This is a genomic window from Alteromonas sp. MB-3u-76, from assembly GCF_002831605.1.
Lineage (GTDB): Bacteria > Pseudomonadota > Gammaproteobacteria > Enterobacterales > Alteromonadaceae > Alteromonas > Alteromonas hispanica.
Window position 1 is genome coordinate 1903116 of record NZ_CP025115.1, and the last position, 19489, is coordinate 1922604.

Genomic DNA, 19489 nt, shown 5'->3' on the forward strand with positions numbered 1-19489 from the left:
CACTTACGATATTACTAAAAGGTTAACAAATGACAGTCACCTCACAGCGACACTCAGTACTGCTAGATAACGTATTCGAACTTATCGACAAAAAAGTAGATGCGAAGCAGAAGTCTCTTGTGCAGCAATTCGGACGTCTGTTGTATAAAAATATATCAAGCGATGATTTAGAAAATCGCAACGACAGCGACCTTTACGGTGCCACCCTCAGTTTATGGAACGCACTTTCACGATTCGACCACTCTGCACCCCACATAAGAGTTTTTAACCCGGAAATTGCCAAACATGGCTGGCACTCAAGTCACACTATTGTTGAAGTGATTGTGTCTGATATGCCGTTCTTAGTCGATTCGGTTCGCATGTCTTTGAACCGATTAAATATCACTGCGCACTTGTTTCTTCATAGTCCTATTGGCATTAAGCGTGACGAGAGCAACAAGGTAGAAAGTTTTTCAGAGCAGGGTAAGACATTAAACGGTGCTAAAAAAGAAACGGTGATTTTCATTGAGGTAGACCGCCAAACGTCTAAGAAAGACATAGAACTGCTTACCAAAGAATTGCGCTCAGTGGTAGATGAGGTTTCCCTTGCCGTTGCTGATTGGCAAGATATGACTAATACTTTACAGAACGTGATTAAAACCAGTGAAAGTTTCAACTGGCCAATCTCGAGTGATGAAAAAGAACAAGTTAATCGTTTCCTTAACTGGTTAAGCGACCACAACTTTACCATGATGGGCTACCGTTATTACGACGTGAAAGCCATTGAGGGCGATCACCGCTGGATCCCAAATAACGACAGTAGCTTAGGTTTATTAAAGAATTCTATTAACAACCGAGAACGGTTGTTATCAAAGCTGCCGGCATCGGCACGCACCGAAGCCTTAAGTGAGAACCCGCTAATTTTAACCAAAACCAATTCAAGAGCGCGAGTTCACCGTCCTGCCTACATGGACTATGTGGGTGTAAAAGTGTTTAACGAAAACGGTCAAGTAGTTGGTGAGCACCGCTTTTTAGGTCTTTACTCTGCTTCGTTCTACAACCAGAGTGTTGTTGAACTGCCCATTCTGAAAGAAAAGATTGAGAAAATTTGCGCGTTGTCGGGCTTTGAGCCTGGAACTCACGCATACAAAGCGTTTGTCAATATCGTTGAAACATATCCCAGAGATGAATTACTGCAAACGCCTGCTCAAGAGCTAGCGCAAATTGTGATGGGAATATTTCAAATGCAAGAGCGGGGCATTTCTCGCTTATTTATTCGTAAAGACACCTTTGGTCGCTTTTTCTCATGCATGGTATTCGTTCCTCGTGAGCGCTATAACACACAACTGCGAAAAGAAACGCAGGAGCTTTTAAAGGCATCACTTAATGCTTCTGAAGAAGTTGAATTTACCACCTTCTTTTCTGAATCAGTGTATGCGAGAACACACTATATCGCGCGAGTGAACGATAACAATGCGGAATTTGACGTGAAGGAAATAGAACAAAATATCATCGAGTTAACCAAGACTTGGAACGACAGACTTGCTTCTGCAATATCGGCTTCCCACGGCGAAGCGTCTGGCAAGTCGCTAGAGCGGAAATACAGCAATGCGTTTTCTCGTAGCTATATGGAGCATAACCTTCCTTCAGCAGCACTTGTCGACATCGGTAAACTTGAGATGTTAGATGACGAGCATACGTTAGATATGCTGTTTTATCGTCCTCAAGAAGAAGACTCTGAAAGCCAAATCGTTAAGCTGAAGCTTTTCCATAGAGCAGAGCCTATTCATCTATCAGATGTACTGCCTATGCTGGAGAATTTCGGGTTACGCGTAATTGATGAAAGCCCTTATAAAATCACGTGTTCAGGCGGAGAGCACAACTGGATAATGGACTTCAAAATGCTGCACAAAAGCGGTCAGCATTTTGATATGGAAAACGCTCAAGTTCTGTTTCAAGACGCATTTGCGAAGGTCTGGTACAACACGCTTGAAGACGATGCGTTCAACCGTCTCATACTTGGCGCTAATCTCACCGGTCGTAAGGTGACTATCTTGCGCGCTTATGCAAAATATATGCGTCAAACAGGAAGCTCGTTTAGCCACGATTACATTGCCAATACATTAGCCAACTACACTGATATAGCCCGCTTATTAGTTGAATTTTTCGACCAGCGCTTTAACCCTAAGAAAAAGCGTAACAAGAAAAAAGAAGACGGAATTTTAGCTGACATAAAATCGCAGCTCGATGGCGTGAGCAATCTCGATGACGACAGAATTATCCGTCGTTATCTAGACATGATGTCAGCCACATTACGTACCAACTTCTATCAACTAGACGAAGCAGGTAACGAAAAGTCTTACGTGTCGTTTAAGATGCTTCCAGAGCTTATTCCCGATATGCCTCTGCCATTACCTAAGTATGAAATTTTTGTCTACAGTCCTCGTGTTGAAGGTGTTCACCTGCGAGGCGGTAAAGTAGCGCGCGGCGGTCTGCGTTGGTCTGACCGTCAAGAAGACTTCCGTACTGAAGTGTTAGGCCTGGTAAAAGCACAGCAAGTTAAAAATACGGTTATTGTACCTGTAGGTGCGAAAGGTGGTTTTGTCTGTAAAAAAGCGCCTATTGGCCAAGGGCGTGAGGCTATTCAAGCAGAAGGACAAGCCTGTTACCGTACGTTCATTACCAGCTTACTAGACATAACAGACAATATTGTAAATGGCGAAATCGTGCCACCAAAAGATGTGGTTCGCTTGGATGATGATGACCCTTATTTGGTTGTTGCCGCCGATAAGGGAACAGCAACTTTCTCTGATATTGCTAACGGTATAGCCGATGAGTTTAACTTCTGGCTAGGCGATGCATTTGCATCCGGTGGCAGCATTGGCTACGACCATAAGAAAATGGGCATTACTGCTCGCGGTGGTTGGGAGTCTGTTAAACGTCACTTCCGTGAAATGGGGGTTAATTGTCAAACCACCGACTTCACTTGTATCGGTGTGGGTGACATGGCCGGTGATGTATTTGGTAACGGCATGTTACTTTCAGAGCATACAAAGCTGATTTGTGCGTTTAACCACCTGCACATATTTTTCGATCCTAACCCTGATGCTGCAGCCAGTTATAAAGAACGTCAGCGTCTGTTCGAAAACCCCAGTCTGTCGTGGGAAGACTACGATAGCAAGCTCATCTCAAAAGGTGGGGGTGTATTTAGCCGCTCGGCAAAATCCATAAAACTTTCTCCGGAAATGAAGAAATGGTTGGGTACACGACAGCAGACAATGACGCCGAATGAGCTCATCCACAATGTATTGAAAATGCCAGTAGACCTTATGTGGAATGGCGGCATTGGTACTTACATTAAGAGCTCGAAAGAGTCTCATCCTTCTGTAGGCGATCGCGCTAACGATGATTTGCGAGTAAACGGTAAAGAAGTACAGGCTAAAATTGTCGGAGAAGGCGGCAATTTAGGAGTAACACAGCTTGGGCGTATTGAATACGCCGCTAATGGTGGTCGCATTAACACCGATTTCATTGACAACGTGGGCGGGGTAGATTGCTCAGATAACGAAGTTAACATCAAAATTTTGCTCAATAGCTTGGTGAACGATGGCGAACTCACGGTAAAACAGCGTAATAAGCTACTTTACGATATGACAGATGATGTTTCTGCCATTGTATTGAAAGACTGCTATCGCCAAACTCAGTCTATTTCTATTACCGAACTAGCCGACGTAAAACAGCTAAAAGAGCAGCTTCGCTTTATTCACGGCTTAGAAAGAGAAGGGCAGTTAAACAGAGAGCTGGAGTTTATCCCCAGCGATGATGAAATATCAGATAGGGTGGCAACAGATCAAGGGCTTACACGTCCAGAGCTAAGTGTTCTTATTGCCTATGGAAAAATGGTTATGAAGGATGCATTGAACATTCCTGAAATAACCGAAAATCCTTATCACGCTAGATTGCTGCTGCACGCTTTCCCAGAAGTACTGCGCAGTAGATTTAACGAGCATATGCAACAGCATCCGCTACGCAGCGAAATTATTGCCACCAAATTAACCAATAAAATGGTGAATGATATGGGGCTCAATTTTGTGTTCCGTCTGCAGGAAGAGACCGGGGCAAGCGTGAGTGAAATTGCCGATGCCTATGCCATTGTTCACGGGATTTTCAATATGGAAAACCTATGGGCCCGCATTGAAGAACTAGACAATGTTATTTGCGCAAAACTTCAGCTTACTATGCTAGATGAAGCGAGACGCATTATGCGTCGTGGTGCACGCTGGTATATAAGGCACGGTAGCAAAACGCAGTCTATTGAGGATGCCATCGAAAGCTATCGTGGAACATTCAAAAAGCTGTCTGAGAACTTGCAGCACTACTTAGTAGAAAGTGAATACGCTCAGCTTGAAGCCGCAACGCAAAGATATATTGAACAGGATGTACCTGCAGATATTGCGTATCAAGTAGCCAGCTTCTCTAACATGTTCTCAAGTTTTGATTTGGCACAAATTGTTGATGCTGATAAACACGAAACCGATGTGGTAGCGAAGCTTTACTATCAATTAGGGTCGCGATTGGAGTTACATTGGTTCCTCGATCAAATTAATAATCAGGCTGTAAGCAACCACTGGCAAGCTCTTGCTCGTGCGTCTTATCGTGAAGAGTTAGATTGGCAACAGCGTTCTATCGCTGCAAATCTACTGCAATCTCGCAGTGATACCGCAGATGCAGATCAAATTCTCGATGAGTGGATAGACAGCAATCAGGTGCTGTTAAAGCGCTGGTATCATATGATGTCAGAGTTTAAAACCAGCTCTACACACGAATTTGCGAAGTTTTCTGTCGCTTTACGTGAATTGATGCTTTTAAGCGTGAAGTCTAACCATTAGAATACACGCACCTTAATGATTTAAGCCCTGTTCATCAGGGCTTTTTTATATTAGCGAGTGTTTTACTACCCATGCAATCTCTTGTGCAAAAGCTGCTGCTTCAGTGCGAACCTGAAAAAAGTCACGATCTCACCATAAATTGGCTGAATAAAACGCAACATACACCGCTGAAATGGATGTACAGCACCACGCCAATTGCTCGTCCTGTAACAGTTGCAGGGATAACGTTTGATAATCCTGTTGGTCTTGCCGCAGGGTTGGATAAAAATGGCGATTGTATAGATGCCTTCTCTAGCATGGGCTTTGGCTTTGTTGAGATTGGTACAGTAACACCTCGTCCGCAGCCTGGTAATCCAAAACCTCGTTTGTTCCGACTGCCTGAAAAGCAAGCCATTATCAACAGAATGGGCTTTAATAATAAGGGCGTAGATCACCTTATTGAGCAAGTAAAAAATGCGCGCTTTAAAGGGCCCATTGGAATAAATATCGGTAAGAATAAAGATACTGAAGATGCGAAAGCCTTGGACGACTATCTTATATGCTTGAACAAGGTTTACCCTTACGCGAGCTACATCACCATAAATATTTCATCTCCGAATACCCCAGGGCTTAGAAACCTTCAGTACGGTGAGGCATTAGATTCACTTTTAGCGGGTCTTAAAGCTGCGCAAGAAACCTTGACGCAAACCCACAGTAAATATGTTCCGCTGTTTATCAAAATTGCACCTGATTTAACTGATGAAGAAATTAGCAGCATTGCAGTGTCGTTAATGAACAGCAAGATGGACGGCGTCATTGCCACCAATACCACGTTGTCTCGGGATGCCGTTCAAGGTCTTCCTCATGCCGATGAAATGGGTGGGCTAAGTGGCTCAGTGATGACGGACATGAGCCTAGAGGTTACTCGTAAGCTCGATAAAGCCCTCGATAAATCAATGCCAATTATTGGGGTAGGTGGTATTGATTCTCCTGAGGCGGCTCAAGCACGCTTAGATGCAGGCGCATCGCTTGTTCAACTTTATTCTGCCTTTATTTATCAGGGGCCATCACTCGTTAAACGTATCGTAAACGCGTTATAATACGCTCGATTTCACATAAAGCACGGGGTATTGCTGCCCCTTGCCACTACAGGTAAATGAATGAATACAATTCTGGTGACTACCAGCCGCGGTCTCGACGAACTGCTCAAACAAGAAATACTTAATTTATGTCCACAGGCACAAATAAAGCAGGCGCCGGGCATGCTGCAGTTCGAGGGCACTAAAGAAGATGCCTATAAACTTTGTTTATGGTCTCGGCTGGCTAACCGGGTTATATGGGTCTTAGCCTCTGGTAAAGCTAACAACGCAGAGAGTCTTTACAATACGGCGATGAGCGTAGATTGGCAGATGCAAATGGACTCTCGTCACACACTGTCAGTACAATTTGTAGGAACAAATTTCGCGATTAAAAACACTCAGTTTGGCGCGGTTCGTATCAAAGACGCTATCGTTGATACCTTCGTAGAACAAGGGTTGGCAAGACCGTCTGTGGAGCGCAGGCATCCTGACATTTCAGTTTACGCGAAGCTACAACGTGACAACGTGATTATGGGTATCGACTTGTCCGGCGCCAGTTTGCACCAGCGCGCTTATCGACAAGAAACCGGTGATGCTCCTCTTAAAGAACATATTGCATGTGCCATGCTCATGCGTAGCGGCTGGACCGAAAATACCGAAGTACCTCTGGTTGATTTAATGTGTGGTTCAGGAACTATTGCTATTGAAGCGGCCTATATTGCGAGAAATATAGCACCAGGAATTAAGCGCTCTTACTGGGGCTTTACCAAATGGTTGGGCCACGAAGAAAAACTATGGGATACCCTAGTAGATGACGCGTTGGCTAATCAGAAACCTTCGGCGAGCGGAATTTATGCTGCAGATTTCAGCAGAAAGATGGTATCCATTGCTAAAGCTAATGCCGATTATGCTGGTGTGTATAACGATATTGCGTTTAGTCAGCAAGACGCCACAAAATCATCGCCTCCGGTATCAACGCCGGGATATATAGTTTCTAATCCACCTTACGGCGAGCGACTTGGCGAACTTACATCCCTCATTCCTCTATTCAGTGAATGGGGAAAGCGCTTTAAAGAAGCGTGGAAAGGTTGGCATGTATCGCTGTTAAGCAGTAATCGCGATCTGTTGCGCGTGCTTAAATTACGCGCCTCGAAAGATTACGCAATGAACAACGGAAAACTAGAATGTCGCTTAGCTAATTATGTGTTAAACGAAGAGAATACCGTCCAATTTAGTGAAGATGCGGGTAATCATGAGTTCGCAAACCGACTCAAGAAAAACCTAAAAAAGCTGAAACCTTGGTTAAAAAATGCCGACACCAACTGCTATCGCATTTATGATGCTGACCTACCAGATTACAATGTGGCTATCGATAAGTATGACGACTGGTTGGTAGTGCAGGAGTACGCTCCACCGAAAACGGTGTCTGAAGATAAAGCACGTAAACGCCTGCAAGAGGTTTTGCTACATTTACCTGCGGTAACAGGGATAGCGCCTAAAAATATTGTGCTGAAAGTACGCAGTCAGCAAAAAGGAACCAAGCAGTACGAAAAGATTAATCAGTCTGGCGACATGATGGAAGTGTATGAAAACGGTGCTCGCTTTTTGGTGAACCTTACCGATTACTTAGACACCGGGCTGTTTCTAGATCACCGCGATACGCGCCAAATTGTGATGAAAATGGCGAAAGGGAAAGACGTACTTAACCTTTTCTCTTACACAGGCAGCGTGTCGGTATTTGCTGCAAAAGGTGGCGCTAAATCAGTTACCACGGTAGATATGTCGAACACCTATCTAGATTGGGCAAAGAAAAACGTAGCGTTAAATAAGCTCGAGGGTCCTCATGCGTTCGTGCAGGCCGATTGCACTACATGGTTAGCCGACCACAAAGGCAAATACGACCTAATTTTTATTGACCCGCCATCATTTTCAAACTCTAAAAGAATGAGTAATACATGGGATGTGCAACGAGACCATGTAGATATGCTTACCCGCGCTCATGCATGCTTGAATGAAAACGGTACAGTGATTTTCTCTAATAACAAGCGCGGATTTAAGCTCGATAATTCGGCTCTCGAGGCTCTCGGTTTTACAATCGAAAATATAACCCAACAAACTATTCCAGAAGACTTCGCAAGAAAGGGCAAAATACACCAGTGTTGGACGCTAAAACTATGAAGATATTTTTTTACACCGGTCCTCAATGCAGCCTATGCGATTTGGCAGATGTGGAATTGCAAAACGCCAGCAGCTTTTCAGAATTAAACGTAGAAAAACTTAACATTAGAGACAGCACCGATTTGTACCATTTATATGGTGCCCGCATTCCCGTTTTAAAACGGGAGGATAATGGCAAAGAATTAGGTTGGCCATTTACTACAGCTGACGTGGAGGCATTTCTGCAGTGAGTATTTTGCAGTTAAAAAATATTACTGTTATTTACGGTAATCCGCCGTTATTAGATGGTGTAGAGCTTATCGTTCAACCGAAAGAGAGAGTGTGCTTGGTTGGTCGAAACGGCAGTGGTAAGTCAACCCTAATGAAAGTTATTTCTGGGGATGTTATTGCCGATGAAGGCCAGCGGATCATAGAGAACAATATTGTTATTGCGCGCCTAGAACAAGACCCTCCACAAACCACCGATGTTACTCTTTTCGACTATGTTGCTGAGGGACTGTCTGATATCGGCGAGACGCTAAAAGCCTATTTTCACCAAACCCGACTTGTAGGTGATGACCCAAGCGAGGCTAACCTCAATAAGTTACAGCGCCTTCAAGAAGCATTAGAGGCGCGAGATGCATGGCAGTTCGAGCAACAAATAGAACAAACCTTAACCATGCTGAAACTAGAGCCAGACACCTCGTTGTCTACACTATCCGGTGGCTGGCGTCGCAAAGCGGCACTTGCAAGAGCCTTGGTGCGCTCACCAGACCTATTGTTACTTGATGAACCTACCAACCACTTAGACATTGAAATGATTCGTTGGCTGGAGTCGAGCTTAAGTAATTATAATGGCGCGATTGTCTTTGTCAGTCATGACCGGGCCTTTATTCGGTCTATGGCAACGCGGATCATTGACTTAGACAGAGGTTCCGTAACCAGTTATCCGGGTAATTACGAAACCTACCTAGAGAAAAAACAGCACGATTTAGAGGTAGAGTCTTCACAAAATGCGGAGTTTGACAAAAAACTAGCGCAAGAAGAAGTGTGGATTCGGCAGGGAATTAAAGCTCGTCGTACGAGAAACGAAGGTCGTGTGAGAGCCCTCAAAAAACTTCGAGATGAACGCAAAGCTAGGCGTGCAGTACAAGGCAGCGCGGTGGTAAGTCAGCACCAGGCTGCTCGCTCTGGCAAAATGGTTTTTGAAGTGGAAAACTTGTCGTACAACATTGGCGACCTTTGCATTGTCAAATCACTCAGTCTCAACGTTTTGCGTGGCGACAAACTTGCGCTTATTGGCCCTAACGGAAGCGGCAAAAGTACGCTTATCAAATTGCTGCTAGGGGAGTTGCAGCCAGACGCAGGGAGCTGCAAGCGCGGCACAAATTTAGAAGTGGCCTATTTTGACCAACATAGGCACGGCCTGGACCTTGAGCAAACCGTTATCGATGCGGTTGGCGATGGGAAGCGTGACCTCATGGTTAACGGCCACCCTAGACATGTGATCAGCTACTTACAAGACTACCTTTTTACACCAGAGCGGGTAAATGCACCGGTAAAATCCTTATCGGGTGGTGAAAAGAATCGTCTTATGCTGGCAAAGTTGATGCTAAAGCCAAGCAATTTACTTGTTCTCGATGAACCGACAAACGATCTTGATGTAGAAACATTGGAAATGCTAGAAACACTGCTAAACGAGTACACGGGTACAGTGTTATTAGTAAGCCATGATAGAGAGTTTGTTGATAATGTGGCCAACAGCAGTCTGGTATTTGAGGGCCAAGGGCAGTTAAGGGAATTTATTGGGGGTTTCTCAGACGTTGAAAGCTGGTATAAAGGGCAGCAGGAAAAGCGTCTTCAAATTGAAAGAGAAGAGAAAGCCAAGACGAGGAATGAAACTAATTCCGCTTCAGACAGTCCTAGTGCTAAGTCTTCTCCCCGTAAGACGAAAAAGTTATCATATAAAGATCAGCGTGAACTGGAATCGCTTCCTGCCGAGTTAGAAAACCTTGAAGCAGAGTTAGAAGAAATGCAGGAGCAGGTTAATGATCCTGACTTTTTCAAACAAGACAGTGACGCTACCGCAAAAACGCTTGCACTTTTAGCGGATAAAGAATTATTGCTGTCCCAGAAATATGCGCGCTGGGACGAATTAGAAAGTATGCTGGAAGATAATCAGCAGTAAATAGGATTTTAGATGAAACGAACTCAGCTTGCCGCCGCCGTTCTGTTGGCAACAGGAAGTGTTTCGGCGTTTGCCGCCACTTATTCAGTGACACCTCTTCCATTACAGGATACTGCACGCAGTAACTTTGGTCGCTCTATAGATGAGGCCGGACAAATGCTTACTATAGCGCAGCTTGAATACAGCCCGCCTATTGACGTAGACCAACTCATCGAGGGGACCACGTTTTTTGAACAATTTGGTCCCGCGCTTGAAGACGAAGAGTCAGCTCGCCAAGGTGTATTTACTGACTCAGATTACTCGTCAATAGTCAGTTATTTAATTTCTAACCCAACGCTTCCTCAAATTCAAAAGTTAGCCCAATTTAGAACCTATGTTACCGATACAGTAGATGCTGAATTAGTACCAGGGTTAGATAAGATTACCGATAAATTCGATGATTACACACAGTCTGTTGAAGCATTTGGACGAGACAGTCTGAGTGGTGATTACATTGTGGGTGATTCGGGTGGCTTAGTTATTCTTGATGAATACGAAAATGAAGACGGCGATATCATTAAATACACGTATCCAGAGTCTTCGCAGCAAGCTTTTGTTCAAGTCTCAGGGGAAACCAAAGTATTACCACCAGTAGACGATACCTTAGGTGGCTTCGCTTCAGCACGGGCGATTAACAACAATCTACAAGTTGCGGGTTTCAGTACTGTAAGTTTCCAAACATCAGTAGACGAGGCGAGAGAACGCTGTGATGACGATGAAGAGCGCGGCGATATTTCCATCGGTCGCTGTTTATTTAATTTATATACCGGCGATTTCACCGCGCCCCGTATTACGTCGCCCTTTATTAATACGCAAGTTGCAACCGCGCCAGCCTTTGTCAATTTGTCAGAAGTTAATGCCACTATTTGGCAGCTTGATGTTAACGGTGACGTAATAAGCACACAGACATACCCACTGCTTGAAGAACCGGCTGAAGACAATACCTTTTATCTTTACACTTACGCTTTTGATATCAACAACCAAGGTATTGCAGTAGGTGAGAGCCTAACGGGTGAATTCGTTGCCATTACTCGTCCGAATCAGTCGCGAAGAGCGGAAAGTGAGCGTGTCGCAACGGTATTCAGAGACGGTGAAACTGTTGAACTGTTGCCACGTGACGAAAACATTATCAGCCAAGCAATTGCAATTAATGATAACAATTGGGTAACTGGCGCAGTATTGCCGCCATCAGACACGGCATCTCGCTCTAAGCTATTTGTTTACAACCTAGACTCGCAAGAAAAATTCTATCCTGACGGTTTCTTCACCAGTGCGGGGGTAACGCCTAATGCTATAAACAACAATAATATCGTTGTGGGCAGTGCAGACGTAGCGGCAACCAATGAAACTCAGCGCGAGCAGGCAGCATTCATGTATAACATTGATACTGAAGAGCTGGTTAATCTTAACGATTTAGTAGCGTGTGATAATACTTATGAGCTAATTGAAGCGGTAGATATTAACGACAACAATGAAATTTTGGTTAATGCGCGGATAAGAACCACTGCCAAGGAAGTTACTGGTGTCGAGATTTTAGACAGCGCCGGTGAAACTACTGATATTGATGCAATAGTGGCGGTCAAGCTCTCACCCATAGCAAACGGTGAGATAGACGATTGTGAGGTACCAGAAGATGAACAGCCTTACGAAAGGCAAGCTGCATCTATGGGGTGGTTAGCTATGTTCGGTATTTTATGTGCGGGAGTATTCCGTCGCAGGGTAAAAAGTAAAGCGCTTAGTAAATAATAAAGCCGCTATACTTGAATATTTGATCTCACATAATTTGTGATAAAAATCGAAAGGCTGCTCTGTTGAGTAGCCTTTTTTCATTTTAAAACCATGACTAATGTGTAATAGAAAATTTTAAAAATTGTCAAAAAAATTTCATATAAAGTTCATCAATTTATTAAATGTCAAGAACTTTAATTTCAAAATGCCCTTGAACCAATTGGCTAAGTGCACTATCTAAGTAGTGTACACAAAATATTTTCCGGCACTTTCGATAACTAAAGATGTAGAGCGCCCGCGAACTGACGTTGTTGTACTTCCAACAGACAAAAGAGGCTAGTCAATGAAAAGACAAAAAAGAGATAAAATGACACGTGCACATTCTAAAGGCTATCAAGCTGGCATCAGTGGCCGTGCAAAAGAAAATTGTCCATTTCAGCAAAACGATGCTCGTTCACAGTGGTTAGGTGGATGGCGCGAGGCGGTAGAAGATAGGCACTTAGGACTAAGTGTAAAATAACATTTTCTCTTTTATACTGATTATGCAAAAGGAAAAGCCCCTTTAATAAAGGGGCTTTAATTAGATGGTCCGCCTCACCTCTAAGCTAATCTTAGAGTTAGGCAATCAAAGAGGCGAACCATCATGTCTACTATTAAAGTTCTTGGAATCGATTTAGGCAAATCATCTTTTCACGTGATAGGCCGCGACTATTCAGATAATCAAATCATTCGCAAAAAATTTTCCCGCTCGGCACTCATTCACTATCTTCATCAATTAACGCCATGCACAATTGCCTTCGAAGCTTGTGGCGGTGCGCACTGGCTTGGCAGGCAGTGTGAGTTGATGGGGCATACGGTCAAACTAATCCCGCCACAATACGTAAAACCTTTCGTTAAAAGCAATAAGAATGATTTTATTGATGCAGAGGCCATATGCGAAGCATCAATAAGACCGAAAATGCGGTTTGTCAGCGTCAAATCAGAAGAAGCCCAGGTCATTTCAGCTATTCATAAAGCAAGGCATGGTTATGTCAAAGACAGAACAGCCTGCATGTCCCGTATAGGCTCCTTACTGCTGGAGTTTGGCATTGCACTTCCAACAGGCCATAGCGTAATGAAGCAACTGTTTAACTGGCTTTCACAGCAGCGGCAGGTCTTGCCAGGGTTACTTATGGAAGAGCTCATGGAGCTGCACGAATATTACCTGCTCCTTAACAGGAACATTGAGAGACAAGATAAAAAGCTAAAGCAACTGGTTGATACAAACCCGATAGGGCAGCTTCTTAAAACCATCCCAGGTATTGGCGATATGACCGCCAGCCTTTGTATTGCCAACATCAGTAGCGCTACGGATTTTAAAAACGGAAGAAACATGGCTGCATGGTTAGGGTTAGTTCCAGCGCAGTACTCAACTGGCGGTAAACCCAAATTACTGGGGATAAGCAAGCGGGGTAACAAAGAACTCCGAACCTTGTTTATCCATGCCGCCAGGGCGGTTATGTCCAGGCCGGATAAGACCGGAAAGATTTATGGCGAGTGGTTGATAAATTTACGCGCCACCAAGCCATTCAATGTTGTAACCGTTGCCCTGGCCAACAAACTGGCCCGAATAGCATGGGCAGTGATGAAAACAAAAAAAGCATTCAACAGCAAAGCGTTAGCACCGGGTTTGCAATGATAAATATGATGACGAAAACGGTAGAACCACTGGATTAAAACCTGACATAAAAAACAGCTCTCAGAAGCTTTCGGTTTTTTGAGGATAATCCAGCGCGGATCTCATCGTGGAGCGGGTTGCGAAAGCGCCTAAACAGACTCCGAATACATTAGCGCATAACCAACCCCGTTATCGAAATTAATCATTGCAATAACGAGGCGGACCATACATTTTTATCTCTAAAATTCTTTAGAAATTAGATGTATCTTGGAATAAGCCAACTTTGAGATCTTTTGCGACATATATCTCTCTGCCGTCAACTTCTACACTACCATCAGCCATGCCCATAAAGAGCTTACGCTTGATAACACGTTTCATAGTAAGTTTATACGTCACTTTTTTTGCCGTTGGTAAAATTTGACCGGTGAATTTTACTTCGCCCACGCCCAGTGCTCTGCCTTTACCAGGTCCGTCGCTCCATCCTAGGAAAAAACCAACTAACTGCCACATAGCGTCTAAGCCTAAACACCCCGGCATTACTGGGTCGCCTGGAAAGTGGCAGTCAAAAAACCATAAATCTGGCTTGATATCTAATTCTGCAATAATTTCGCCTTTTCCGTGCTCACCGCCATCTTCGGTGATGGAAACCACGCGGTCCATCATTAACATGTTCGGTGCAGGAAGTTGGCTATTACCTGGACCAAACATCTCGCCTCGACTGCACGCTAATAAGTCGTCTCTAGTAAAGCTATTTTTTTTCTCTGACATTCCCAACTCGTATTGTTTTAAATTTCAGTGCTAATTTAGCGAACAGTTGTTCGCTAAACAACTCCGAACAGTCATTTTTATAAAGAAAAACGCGTGGTACACTAAATTCTCAATAATAAGTGTAACGATTATGACAGAAAAACCACTAAAAACAGCGCGAAACAGAAATATTAGCGATAGAGCAAAAGCGAATGCAGAGAAACAGCGACGCTTTAGAGAACGTCAGAAGGAAGCAGGTAAAAAACTCGTCCGGGGCTACGTAACACCCGAGGCAAAAGTCTGCTATGACGAAATAAGAGAAAAAACTGGCTGGACTGACAGTGAAGCCATGTCAAACGCCATGCGGCTTATGTATGCGGCCTATAAATGCGGCCAAATTAAGCTTCTTACCGAATGGTTAAGAAAAAACGAACGGTAGCGGTTAGTGTATAAAAGTGAGCAGCATCTAAGTTGTTAAGGTGGTTTATTTCACTTTTTTCTTTAACCATTGTCTACTTGGACTATTTTGCATGGTATGGCGCTGCACTATCCGTTTTGCCTCCTGCAACACATCTTTTCGTTCTCTGTAGCTCCACAACCGCTCGCTAGTCTGCCTAGTGGTACTCACAATATCAACCACAGGTAATACATAGTCCCTTTCAATATCGAAGTCTATCATCATCGCTTCTAAAGGCGGAATGGCATAGGGAGCATGCACTGCATCACCGGGTAGGGCAGCCAGTTCAGGAACCCACTTCTTTATAAATTCACCCTCTGGATCTAATTTCATAGACTGAGTATGAGGATTATACAAGCGCACGGTGTGAATGCCTGTCACACTGGCCTGCATCTGGATTTGTGGATAATGAATACCAGGTTCAAAATCTAAAAATTGTGTAGCGAGATAATGAGCGGCTTTTATCCAGTGAACGTTTAAATGATGGCACAAAAAGCTGGTAACCATCGCGCGCATCCTGAAGTTGATATATCCGGTTTTTGACAGTGCGCGCATACAGGCATCGACAAGAGGATAACCTGTGGTGCCTCTTTTCCAATGAAGAAAACGCCGCTCCGCCTCTGGTCCGTCAATAAACGGAAAGTTTTCGTAGGCTGAATTCATGGGCCGCCATTCGATAGCATGTTCGCTCTCAAATTTCTGAATAAAGTGACAATGCCAATGAAGACGAGAGGTTAGCGCCGAAAGAGCTCTTGCCCACAAAGCTTTGTCTGGCGCCGAAAGTGTTTTCTTGTGCTTCTTTTCAGTTTCAACGAAATGATAGACCTGCCTTATCGATACGTTTCCCCACGCTAAGTAGGGGCTAAGACGAGAACATGAACGCCTGGCATCGTGGGGACGAGAAATATTCTTGTGATACTTTTTCCCGCGTTCTTTGAAAAAGTGTTTCATTACGTGCCAAGCACGTCGCTCACCGCCTTGCTGCATATGTTCATTAATCAAAGAGGTTTTGGTAAAGGCAGAGTAGGTAGTGGCCATTTCTGATAGCTTGTTATTATTCCACCATGGAAGCCACTTTGCGGCCTTAATATCGAAATCATACGTGGGAGAATTAAAGTGAGCCTCCCAGTTTTCTTGCCAATGTTTCCGATTGGGCAAGCCTCTAATTACAGCCCCTGAATTACACTCACAAAAAGAAATTTTATTTTCATTACAATATCTTGCTACTCTTCTGTCCCGGTTATACGTAACCAGTAAACCAACTTCTTGATAGCTTCTCAGGCTTGCAATTCTGACTTGTTCATTGATTAAGGTAAGCGCACTTTCTACTTCCAAATTAAGCTCAAGTACCTTCGCTTCACCAGGAAGTTGCTCGTTAATATCGTTAATGCTTTGTTCGACAAATCGCCAATGGCGTTCGTCCATGTGTGGGTCTGCTAAAAGCGATGGCTCCCAGCAGTAAAGTAATATAATATTTTCGCCCTGATGAACAGCGTCGAATAGAGGCTGGTGATCGCGAAGCCTGAGGTCGCGCTTTAACCAAATTACTGTGGCAGTCTTTACGTTCGAGGCACTCATTATATTACTTAGCCATGGTATTTCAGCAAGGGGGCTATCAGCAGGGGAGCTCGCATCAAGGGGGCGCTAACGTAATGAGCCTTAACACTACTGGTTTCTTCAGCGCTGGCTCTTAGTACGCCAGCGCTTTGAGACATGGCGCTTTGAAACTGAGTAATAACAATTAGCCCAGCCATTTCTGCCTAAACGCACCGTCTGGATCGTAAGTTGCTGTTTGCTTATCTAAGTTAAATTGTCTGTGTCCTCTCGGGTCACTTCCCACACCGGCAAGGTAAAGCCAATTGCCCCAGTTGCTACCCACATCAAAATCGAGCAGCTGGTTTTCAAACCACGCTGCACCATATCGCCAGTCTTGCTGCAACTCGTGAACAAAGCAGCTAGCGACAAGCTGCCTTCCTCGATTGGACATATAGCCCGTTGCTTTTAGCTGTTTCATACAGGCATCAATAATTGGGTAGCCAGTGTCGCCGTTACACCAATCAACAAACACTTTTGGGTTATGCTTTGTATTGGGAGATGCCTGCTGAATACCGCCAAATTTAAACCATCTCTCTTCGTATTTTGTTTGTAACCAGTGAAAAAACTCTCGCCACAGTAATTCAAAATAAATCCAGTACGTTGACTCATTTTTTTCTACTTGTTGTTCAAACTTGGCTACCTGACGAACCACTTCTCTCGGTGAAAGCGCGCCTACTGCAAGCCAAGGTGACAGCTTAGTACTGTCTTTCCAACTGTCCAGCGCATTTCTTGTTTCTTTATAGGTCGCTGCTGCATGCCACTCGAAAAGGTACGTGTTTAAATGCTCAAGCGCTGCGGTCTCACCGCCGTTGAATTCGTTGCTAAACCCATTATCAAGCTCTGCATTTACATCTAGCTTATCTTGTTCAGAAAACTCAGGCACAAACGCAGAAGGAAGGATTTCTAAAGTGCCGATAGCTTCTCTAGGTGTTAGTTTCTTCTCAACTTTGCGCCTGAAGGGGCTAAATACGTCTGGCATTTCTGCAACTGAAAAAGGCAGATCGTTTTCATTGAATAAGGTAAGGGCTTCGCCTTCAATAATTGAAAGATTCGGATAATTATAAGCTAATTCATCCACGTGCTTTCGTTCATAAAAGCCACCATGCTTGTTCAGCCCAAGGTAGGAAAAGTGTCCCTGCTTCAATACATTAGCTAAACATTCTGAAGTATTCCCTTTAAGCACAGTCAAGCTGTGTCCTTGATTTTCAAGAGAGCGTTTTAAGTCTGCTAATGTCGCCATCAAAAATTGATAACGATTGTCACCCATACGTTGCAATCCGTATTTAGTCGGGGAAAAATGCGTTTCATCCAGAATATAAATAAATGAGACTTCATCAACCTTTTCACACAACTCAATGAGCGCAGGTTGATCGTGAAGGCGTAAATCGTGTCTAAACCAAAACAGCCCTCGCTGCTTTTTTGTCGTATTATTATCGCTAAGAGTATGATTTGGCATGATAATTCTCTATTTTATTTTTATAACACGAACGGATCCTGAATCCGTAGAAATGCGTACAAGTTCAATTACGTAAGTAATTAAAAATTAGAGCAACATCAAAAGGAAAAAATGTGACCGTTCCTGTAAGTATTATGTGGTTTAGACAAGACCTTAGAGTGAATGATAACCCAGCATTAAACGCTGCCTGCGACATGGGGAAAATTCTTCCTATTTACATATTCGACGATACTACCCCCGATGGTAGAGTTCCAGGCGGCGCGAGTAAGTGGTGGTTGCATCACTCTCTTACCTCTTTGAATAAACGGCTAAACGGTCATTTGAAGTTTTACAAAGGCGATCCTAAAAAGCTCATTCCTCAAATTATGAAAGAGGTTGATGCAAAAGCAATATTTTGGAACCGCTGCTATGAGCCGTGGCAAATCAACCGCGATAAAGAGATAAAAAAACAAGTTATCGACAACGGTCTTGAGGCACATAGCAGTAACGGTAGTTTATTGTGGGAACCCATGAAGGTTCTCAAAAAAGATGACACACCATACCGCGTTTTCACTCCATATTATCGAAACGGCTGCTTAAACGTTGAGCAGCCGCGTTATCCAAAGGCCCCACCAGCGAGAATTACCTACGCAGACACCCAATGCGAAGATGATGGGCTAGATGCCTTGAACCTGATGCCAGAAATTGAGTGGTACGGCACAATCGAAAAAATGTGGAAGCCCGGTGAAGATGGCGCTGCCGATAACTTGTCTGATTTTATAGAGCATGCCGCCAGACACTATCGTGACGGGAGAGATATACCGTCGATGAAGGGGACTTCACGATTGTCACCACACTTACATTTTGGTGAGATGTCGCCAAATCAAGTGTGGTACGCCATAAAAGATAAGTTCGGCTCCACAGAAGATAAAAGTATAGACACCTATTTAAGTGAACTTGGCTGGCGCGAGTTTAGCTATTACTTGCTTTATCATTTTCCAACGCTGCCAAACAAAAACTTCAACGACAAGTTCGATAACTTTCCTTGGCGAAAAGACGCTGAAAGCTTAAGAGCATGGCAAACCGGTAACACCGGTATTCCTATTGTAGATGCGGGTATGCGCGAATTATGGCAAACCGGGTATATGCATAACCGTGTAAGAATGATTGTAGGTTCGTTCTTAGTAAAAAACCTGCTGCTGAGCTGGCACGAAGGCGAGCGCTGGTTTTGGGATACATTACTAGACGCAGATTTAGCGAGTAACAGCGCTGGATGGCAATGGGTAGCGGGCTCTGGCGCAGACGCAGCCCCTTATTTTAGAATTTTTAACCCGGTACTTCAGGGCGAAAAATTTGACAAGAAAGGTAAGTACGTACGTAAGTACTGCCCAGAATTGAAAGATATTCCAGATAAATACATACATAAACCATGGGAAATTCCGGGTGTGATTGCGAAAGATGCTAATTTTGAGCTAGGTAAAAACTACCCAAAACCCATTGTTGATTTAAAAGCCTCGAGACAGCGCGCACTTGATGCTTTTCAAGAAATTAAAGGATAG

13 protein-coding genes are annotated in these 19489 nt (G+C 43.9%); 10 read left to right on the forward strand and 3 right to left on the reverse strand.

What is annotated here, in order from left to right; genetic code table 11:
- Window positions 1–29 precede the first annotated feature (29 nt).
- The 8 genes from CW735_RS08400 to CW735_RS08435 all read left to right on the forward strand — a co-directional run bounded on the left by CW735_RS08400 (window position 30) and on the right by CW735_RS08435 (window position 13716).
- A complete protein-coding gene (locus tag CW735_RS08400; protein ID WP_100971687.1) occupies window positions 30–4868 on the forward strand; it encodes an NAD-glutamate dehydrogenase in 4839 nt (1612 codons plus the stop codon).
- Between the two features lie 71 nt (window positions 4869–4939).
- Window positions 4940–5947 carry a quinone-dependent dihydroorotate dehydrogenase gene (gene pyrD / locus CW735_RS08405; protein WP_071978904.1) on the forward strand — a complete coding sequence of 336 codons (1008 nt, stop codon included), beginning with the start codon at window positions 4940–4942 and terminating at the stop codon, window positions 5945–5947.
- A 60-nt stretch (window positions 5948–6007) separates the two neighbouring features.
- Window positions 6008–8104 carry a bifunctional 23S rRNA (guanine(2069)-N(7))-methyltransferase RlmK/23S rRNA (guanine(2445)-N(2))-methyltransferase RlmL gene (gene rlmKL / locus CW735_RS08410; protein WP_100971689.1) on the forward strand — a complete coding sequence of 699 codons (2097 nt, stop codon included), beginning with the start codon at window positions 6008–6010 and terminating at the stop codon, window positions 8102–8104.
- On the forward strand, window positions 8101–8334 hold the full coding sequence (locus CW735_RS08415; RefSeq protein ID WP_071978906.1) for a glutaredoxin family protein: 234 nt from the start codon (window positions 8101–8103) through the stop codon (window positions 8332–8334). Before rlmKL ends, CW735_RS08415 begins: the two co-directional genes overlap by 4 nt.
- Window positions 8331–10271, forward strand: a complete 1941-nt coding sequence (gene uup / locus CW735_RS08420) for an ATP-binding cassette ATPase Uup (protein WP_071978907.1) — start codon at window positions 8331–8333, stop codon at window positions 10269–10271. Before CW735_RS08415 ends, uup begins: the two co-directional genes overlap by 4 nt.
- A gap of 12 nt (window positions 10272–10283) precedes the next feature.
- Window positions 10284–12056, forward strand: a complete 1773-nt coding sequence (locus CW735_RS08425) for a DUF3466 family protein (protein WP_071978908.1) — start codon at window positions 10284–10286, stop codon at window positions 12054–12056.
- Between the two features lie 325 nt (window positions 12057–12381).
- Window positions 12382–12558 (forward strand): ribosome modulation factor, encoded by a 177-nt coding sequence (gene rmf, locus CW735_RS08430; protein WP_071978909.1) that lies wholly within the window; start codon window positions 12382–12384, stop codon window positions 12556–12558.
- A 123-nt stretch (window positions 12559–12681) separates the two neighbouring features.
- A complete protein-coding gene (locus tag CW735_RS08435; protein ID WP_100970746.1) occupies window positions 12682–13716 on the forward strand; it encodes an IS110 family transposase in 1035 nt (344 codons plus the stop codon).
- Between the two features lie 228 nt (window positions 13717–13944).
- Here CW735_RS08435 and fabA read toward each other — a convergent pair whose 3' ends face one another.
- Window positions 13945–14463 carry a bifunctional 3-hydroxydecanoyl-ACP dehydratase/trans-2-decenoyl-ACP isomerase gene (fabA, locus tag CW735_RS08440; RefSeq protein ID WP_100971691.1) on the reverse strand — a complete coding sequence of 173 codons (519 nt, stop codon included), beginning with the start codon at window positions 14461–14463 and terminating at the stop codon, window positions 13945–13947.
- Window positions 14464–14593: 130 nt separating this feature from the next.
- On the opposite strand from fabA, the gene CW735_RS08445 reads away from it, so the two are divergent.
- Window positions 14594–14881 (forward strand): hypothetical protein, encoded by a 288-nt coding sequence (locus CW735_RS08445; protein WP_071978911.1) that lies wholly within the window; start codon window positions 14594–14596, stop codon window positions 14879–14881.
- A 45-nt stretch (window positions 14882–14926) separates the two neighbouring features.
- Here CW735_RS08445 and CW735_RS08450 read toward each other — a convergent pair whose 3' ends face one another.
- Both CW735_RS08450 and CW735_RS08455 read right to left on the reverse strand, forming a co-directional pair.
- Window positions 14927–16477 carry a cryptochrome/deoxyribodipyrimidine photo-lyase family protein gene (locus CW735_RS08450; protein WP_198520998.1) on the reverse strand — a complete coding sequence of 517 codons (1551 nt, stop codon included), beginning with the start codon at window positions 16475–16477 and terminating at the stop codon, window positions 14927–14929.
- Window positions 16478–16640: 163 nt separating this feature from the next.
- Window positions 16641–17951 (reverse strand): DASH family cryptochrome, encoded by a 1311-nt coding sequence (locus CW735_RS08455; RefSeq protein WP_100971695.1) that lies wholly within the window; start codon window positions 17949–17951, stop codon window positions 16641–16643.
- A gap of 113 nt (window positions 17952–18064) precedes the next feature.
- Here CW735_RS08455 and CW735_RS08460 point away from each other — a divergent pair, with 113 nt between their 5' ends.
- Entirely contained in the window at window positions 18065–19489 is a 1425-nt protein-coding gene (locus CW735_RS08460) for a cryptochrome/photolyase family protein (RefSeq protein ID WP_071978915.1), read from the forward strand.

What these genes read in the sequence shown, in the direction of transcription:
- CW735_RS08425 (WP_071978908.1), top strand. Translation starts at nt 10,284, where the DNA reads ATGAAACGAACTCAGCTTGCCGCCGCCGTTCTGTTGGCAACAGGAAGT.
- CW735_RS08455 (WP_100971695.1), bottom strand. Translation starts at nt 17,951, where the DNA reads ATGCCAAATCATACTCTTAGCGATAATAATACGACAAAAAAGCAGCGA.
- fabA (WP_100971691.1), bottom strand. Translation starts at nt 14,463, where the DNA reads ATGTCAGAGAAAAAAAATAGCTTTACTAGAGACGACTTATTAGCGTGC.
- CW735_RS08445 (WP_071978911.1), top strand. Translation starts at nt 14,594, where the DNA reads ATGACAGAAAAACCACTAAAAACAGCGCGAAACAGAAATATTAGCGAT.
- CW735_RS08400 (WP_100971687.1), top strand. Translation starts at nt 30, where the DNA reads ATGACAGTCACCTCACAGCGACACTCAGTACTGCTAGATAACGTATTC.
- CW735_RS08450 (WP_198520998.1), bottom strand. Translation starts at nt 16,477, where the DNA reads ATGAGTGCCTCGAACGTAAAGACTGCCACAGTAATTTGGTTAAAGCGC.
- rlmKL (WP_100971689.1), top strand. Translation starts at nt 6,008, where the DNA reads ATGAATACAATTCTGGTGACTACCAGCCGCGGTCTCGACGAACTGCTC.
- rmf (WP_071978909.1), top strand. Translation starts at nt 12,382, where the DNA reads ATGAAAAGACAAAAAAGAGATAAAATGACACGTGCACATTCTAAAGGC.
- CW735_RS08435 (WP_100970746.1), top strand. Translation starts at nt 12,682, where the DNA reads ATGTCTACTATTAAAGTTCTTGGAATCGATTTAGGCAAATCATCTTTT.
- CW735_RS08415 (WP_071978906.1), top strand. Translation starts at nt 8,101, where the DNA reads ATGAAGATATTTTTTTACACCGGTCCTCAATGCAGCCTATGCGATTTG.
- pyrD (WP_071978904.1), top strand. Translation starts at nt 4,940, where the DNA reads ATGCAATCTCTTGTGCAAAAGCTGCTGCTTCAGTGCGAACCTGAAAAA.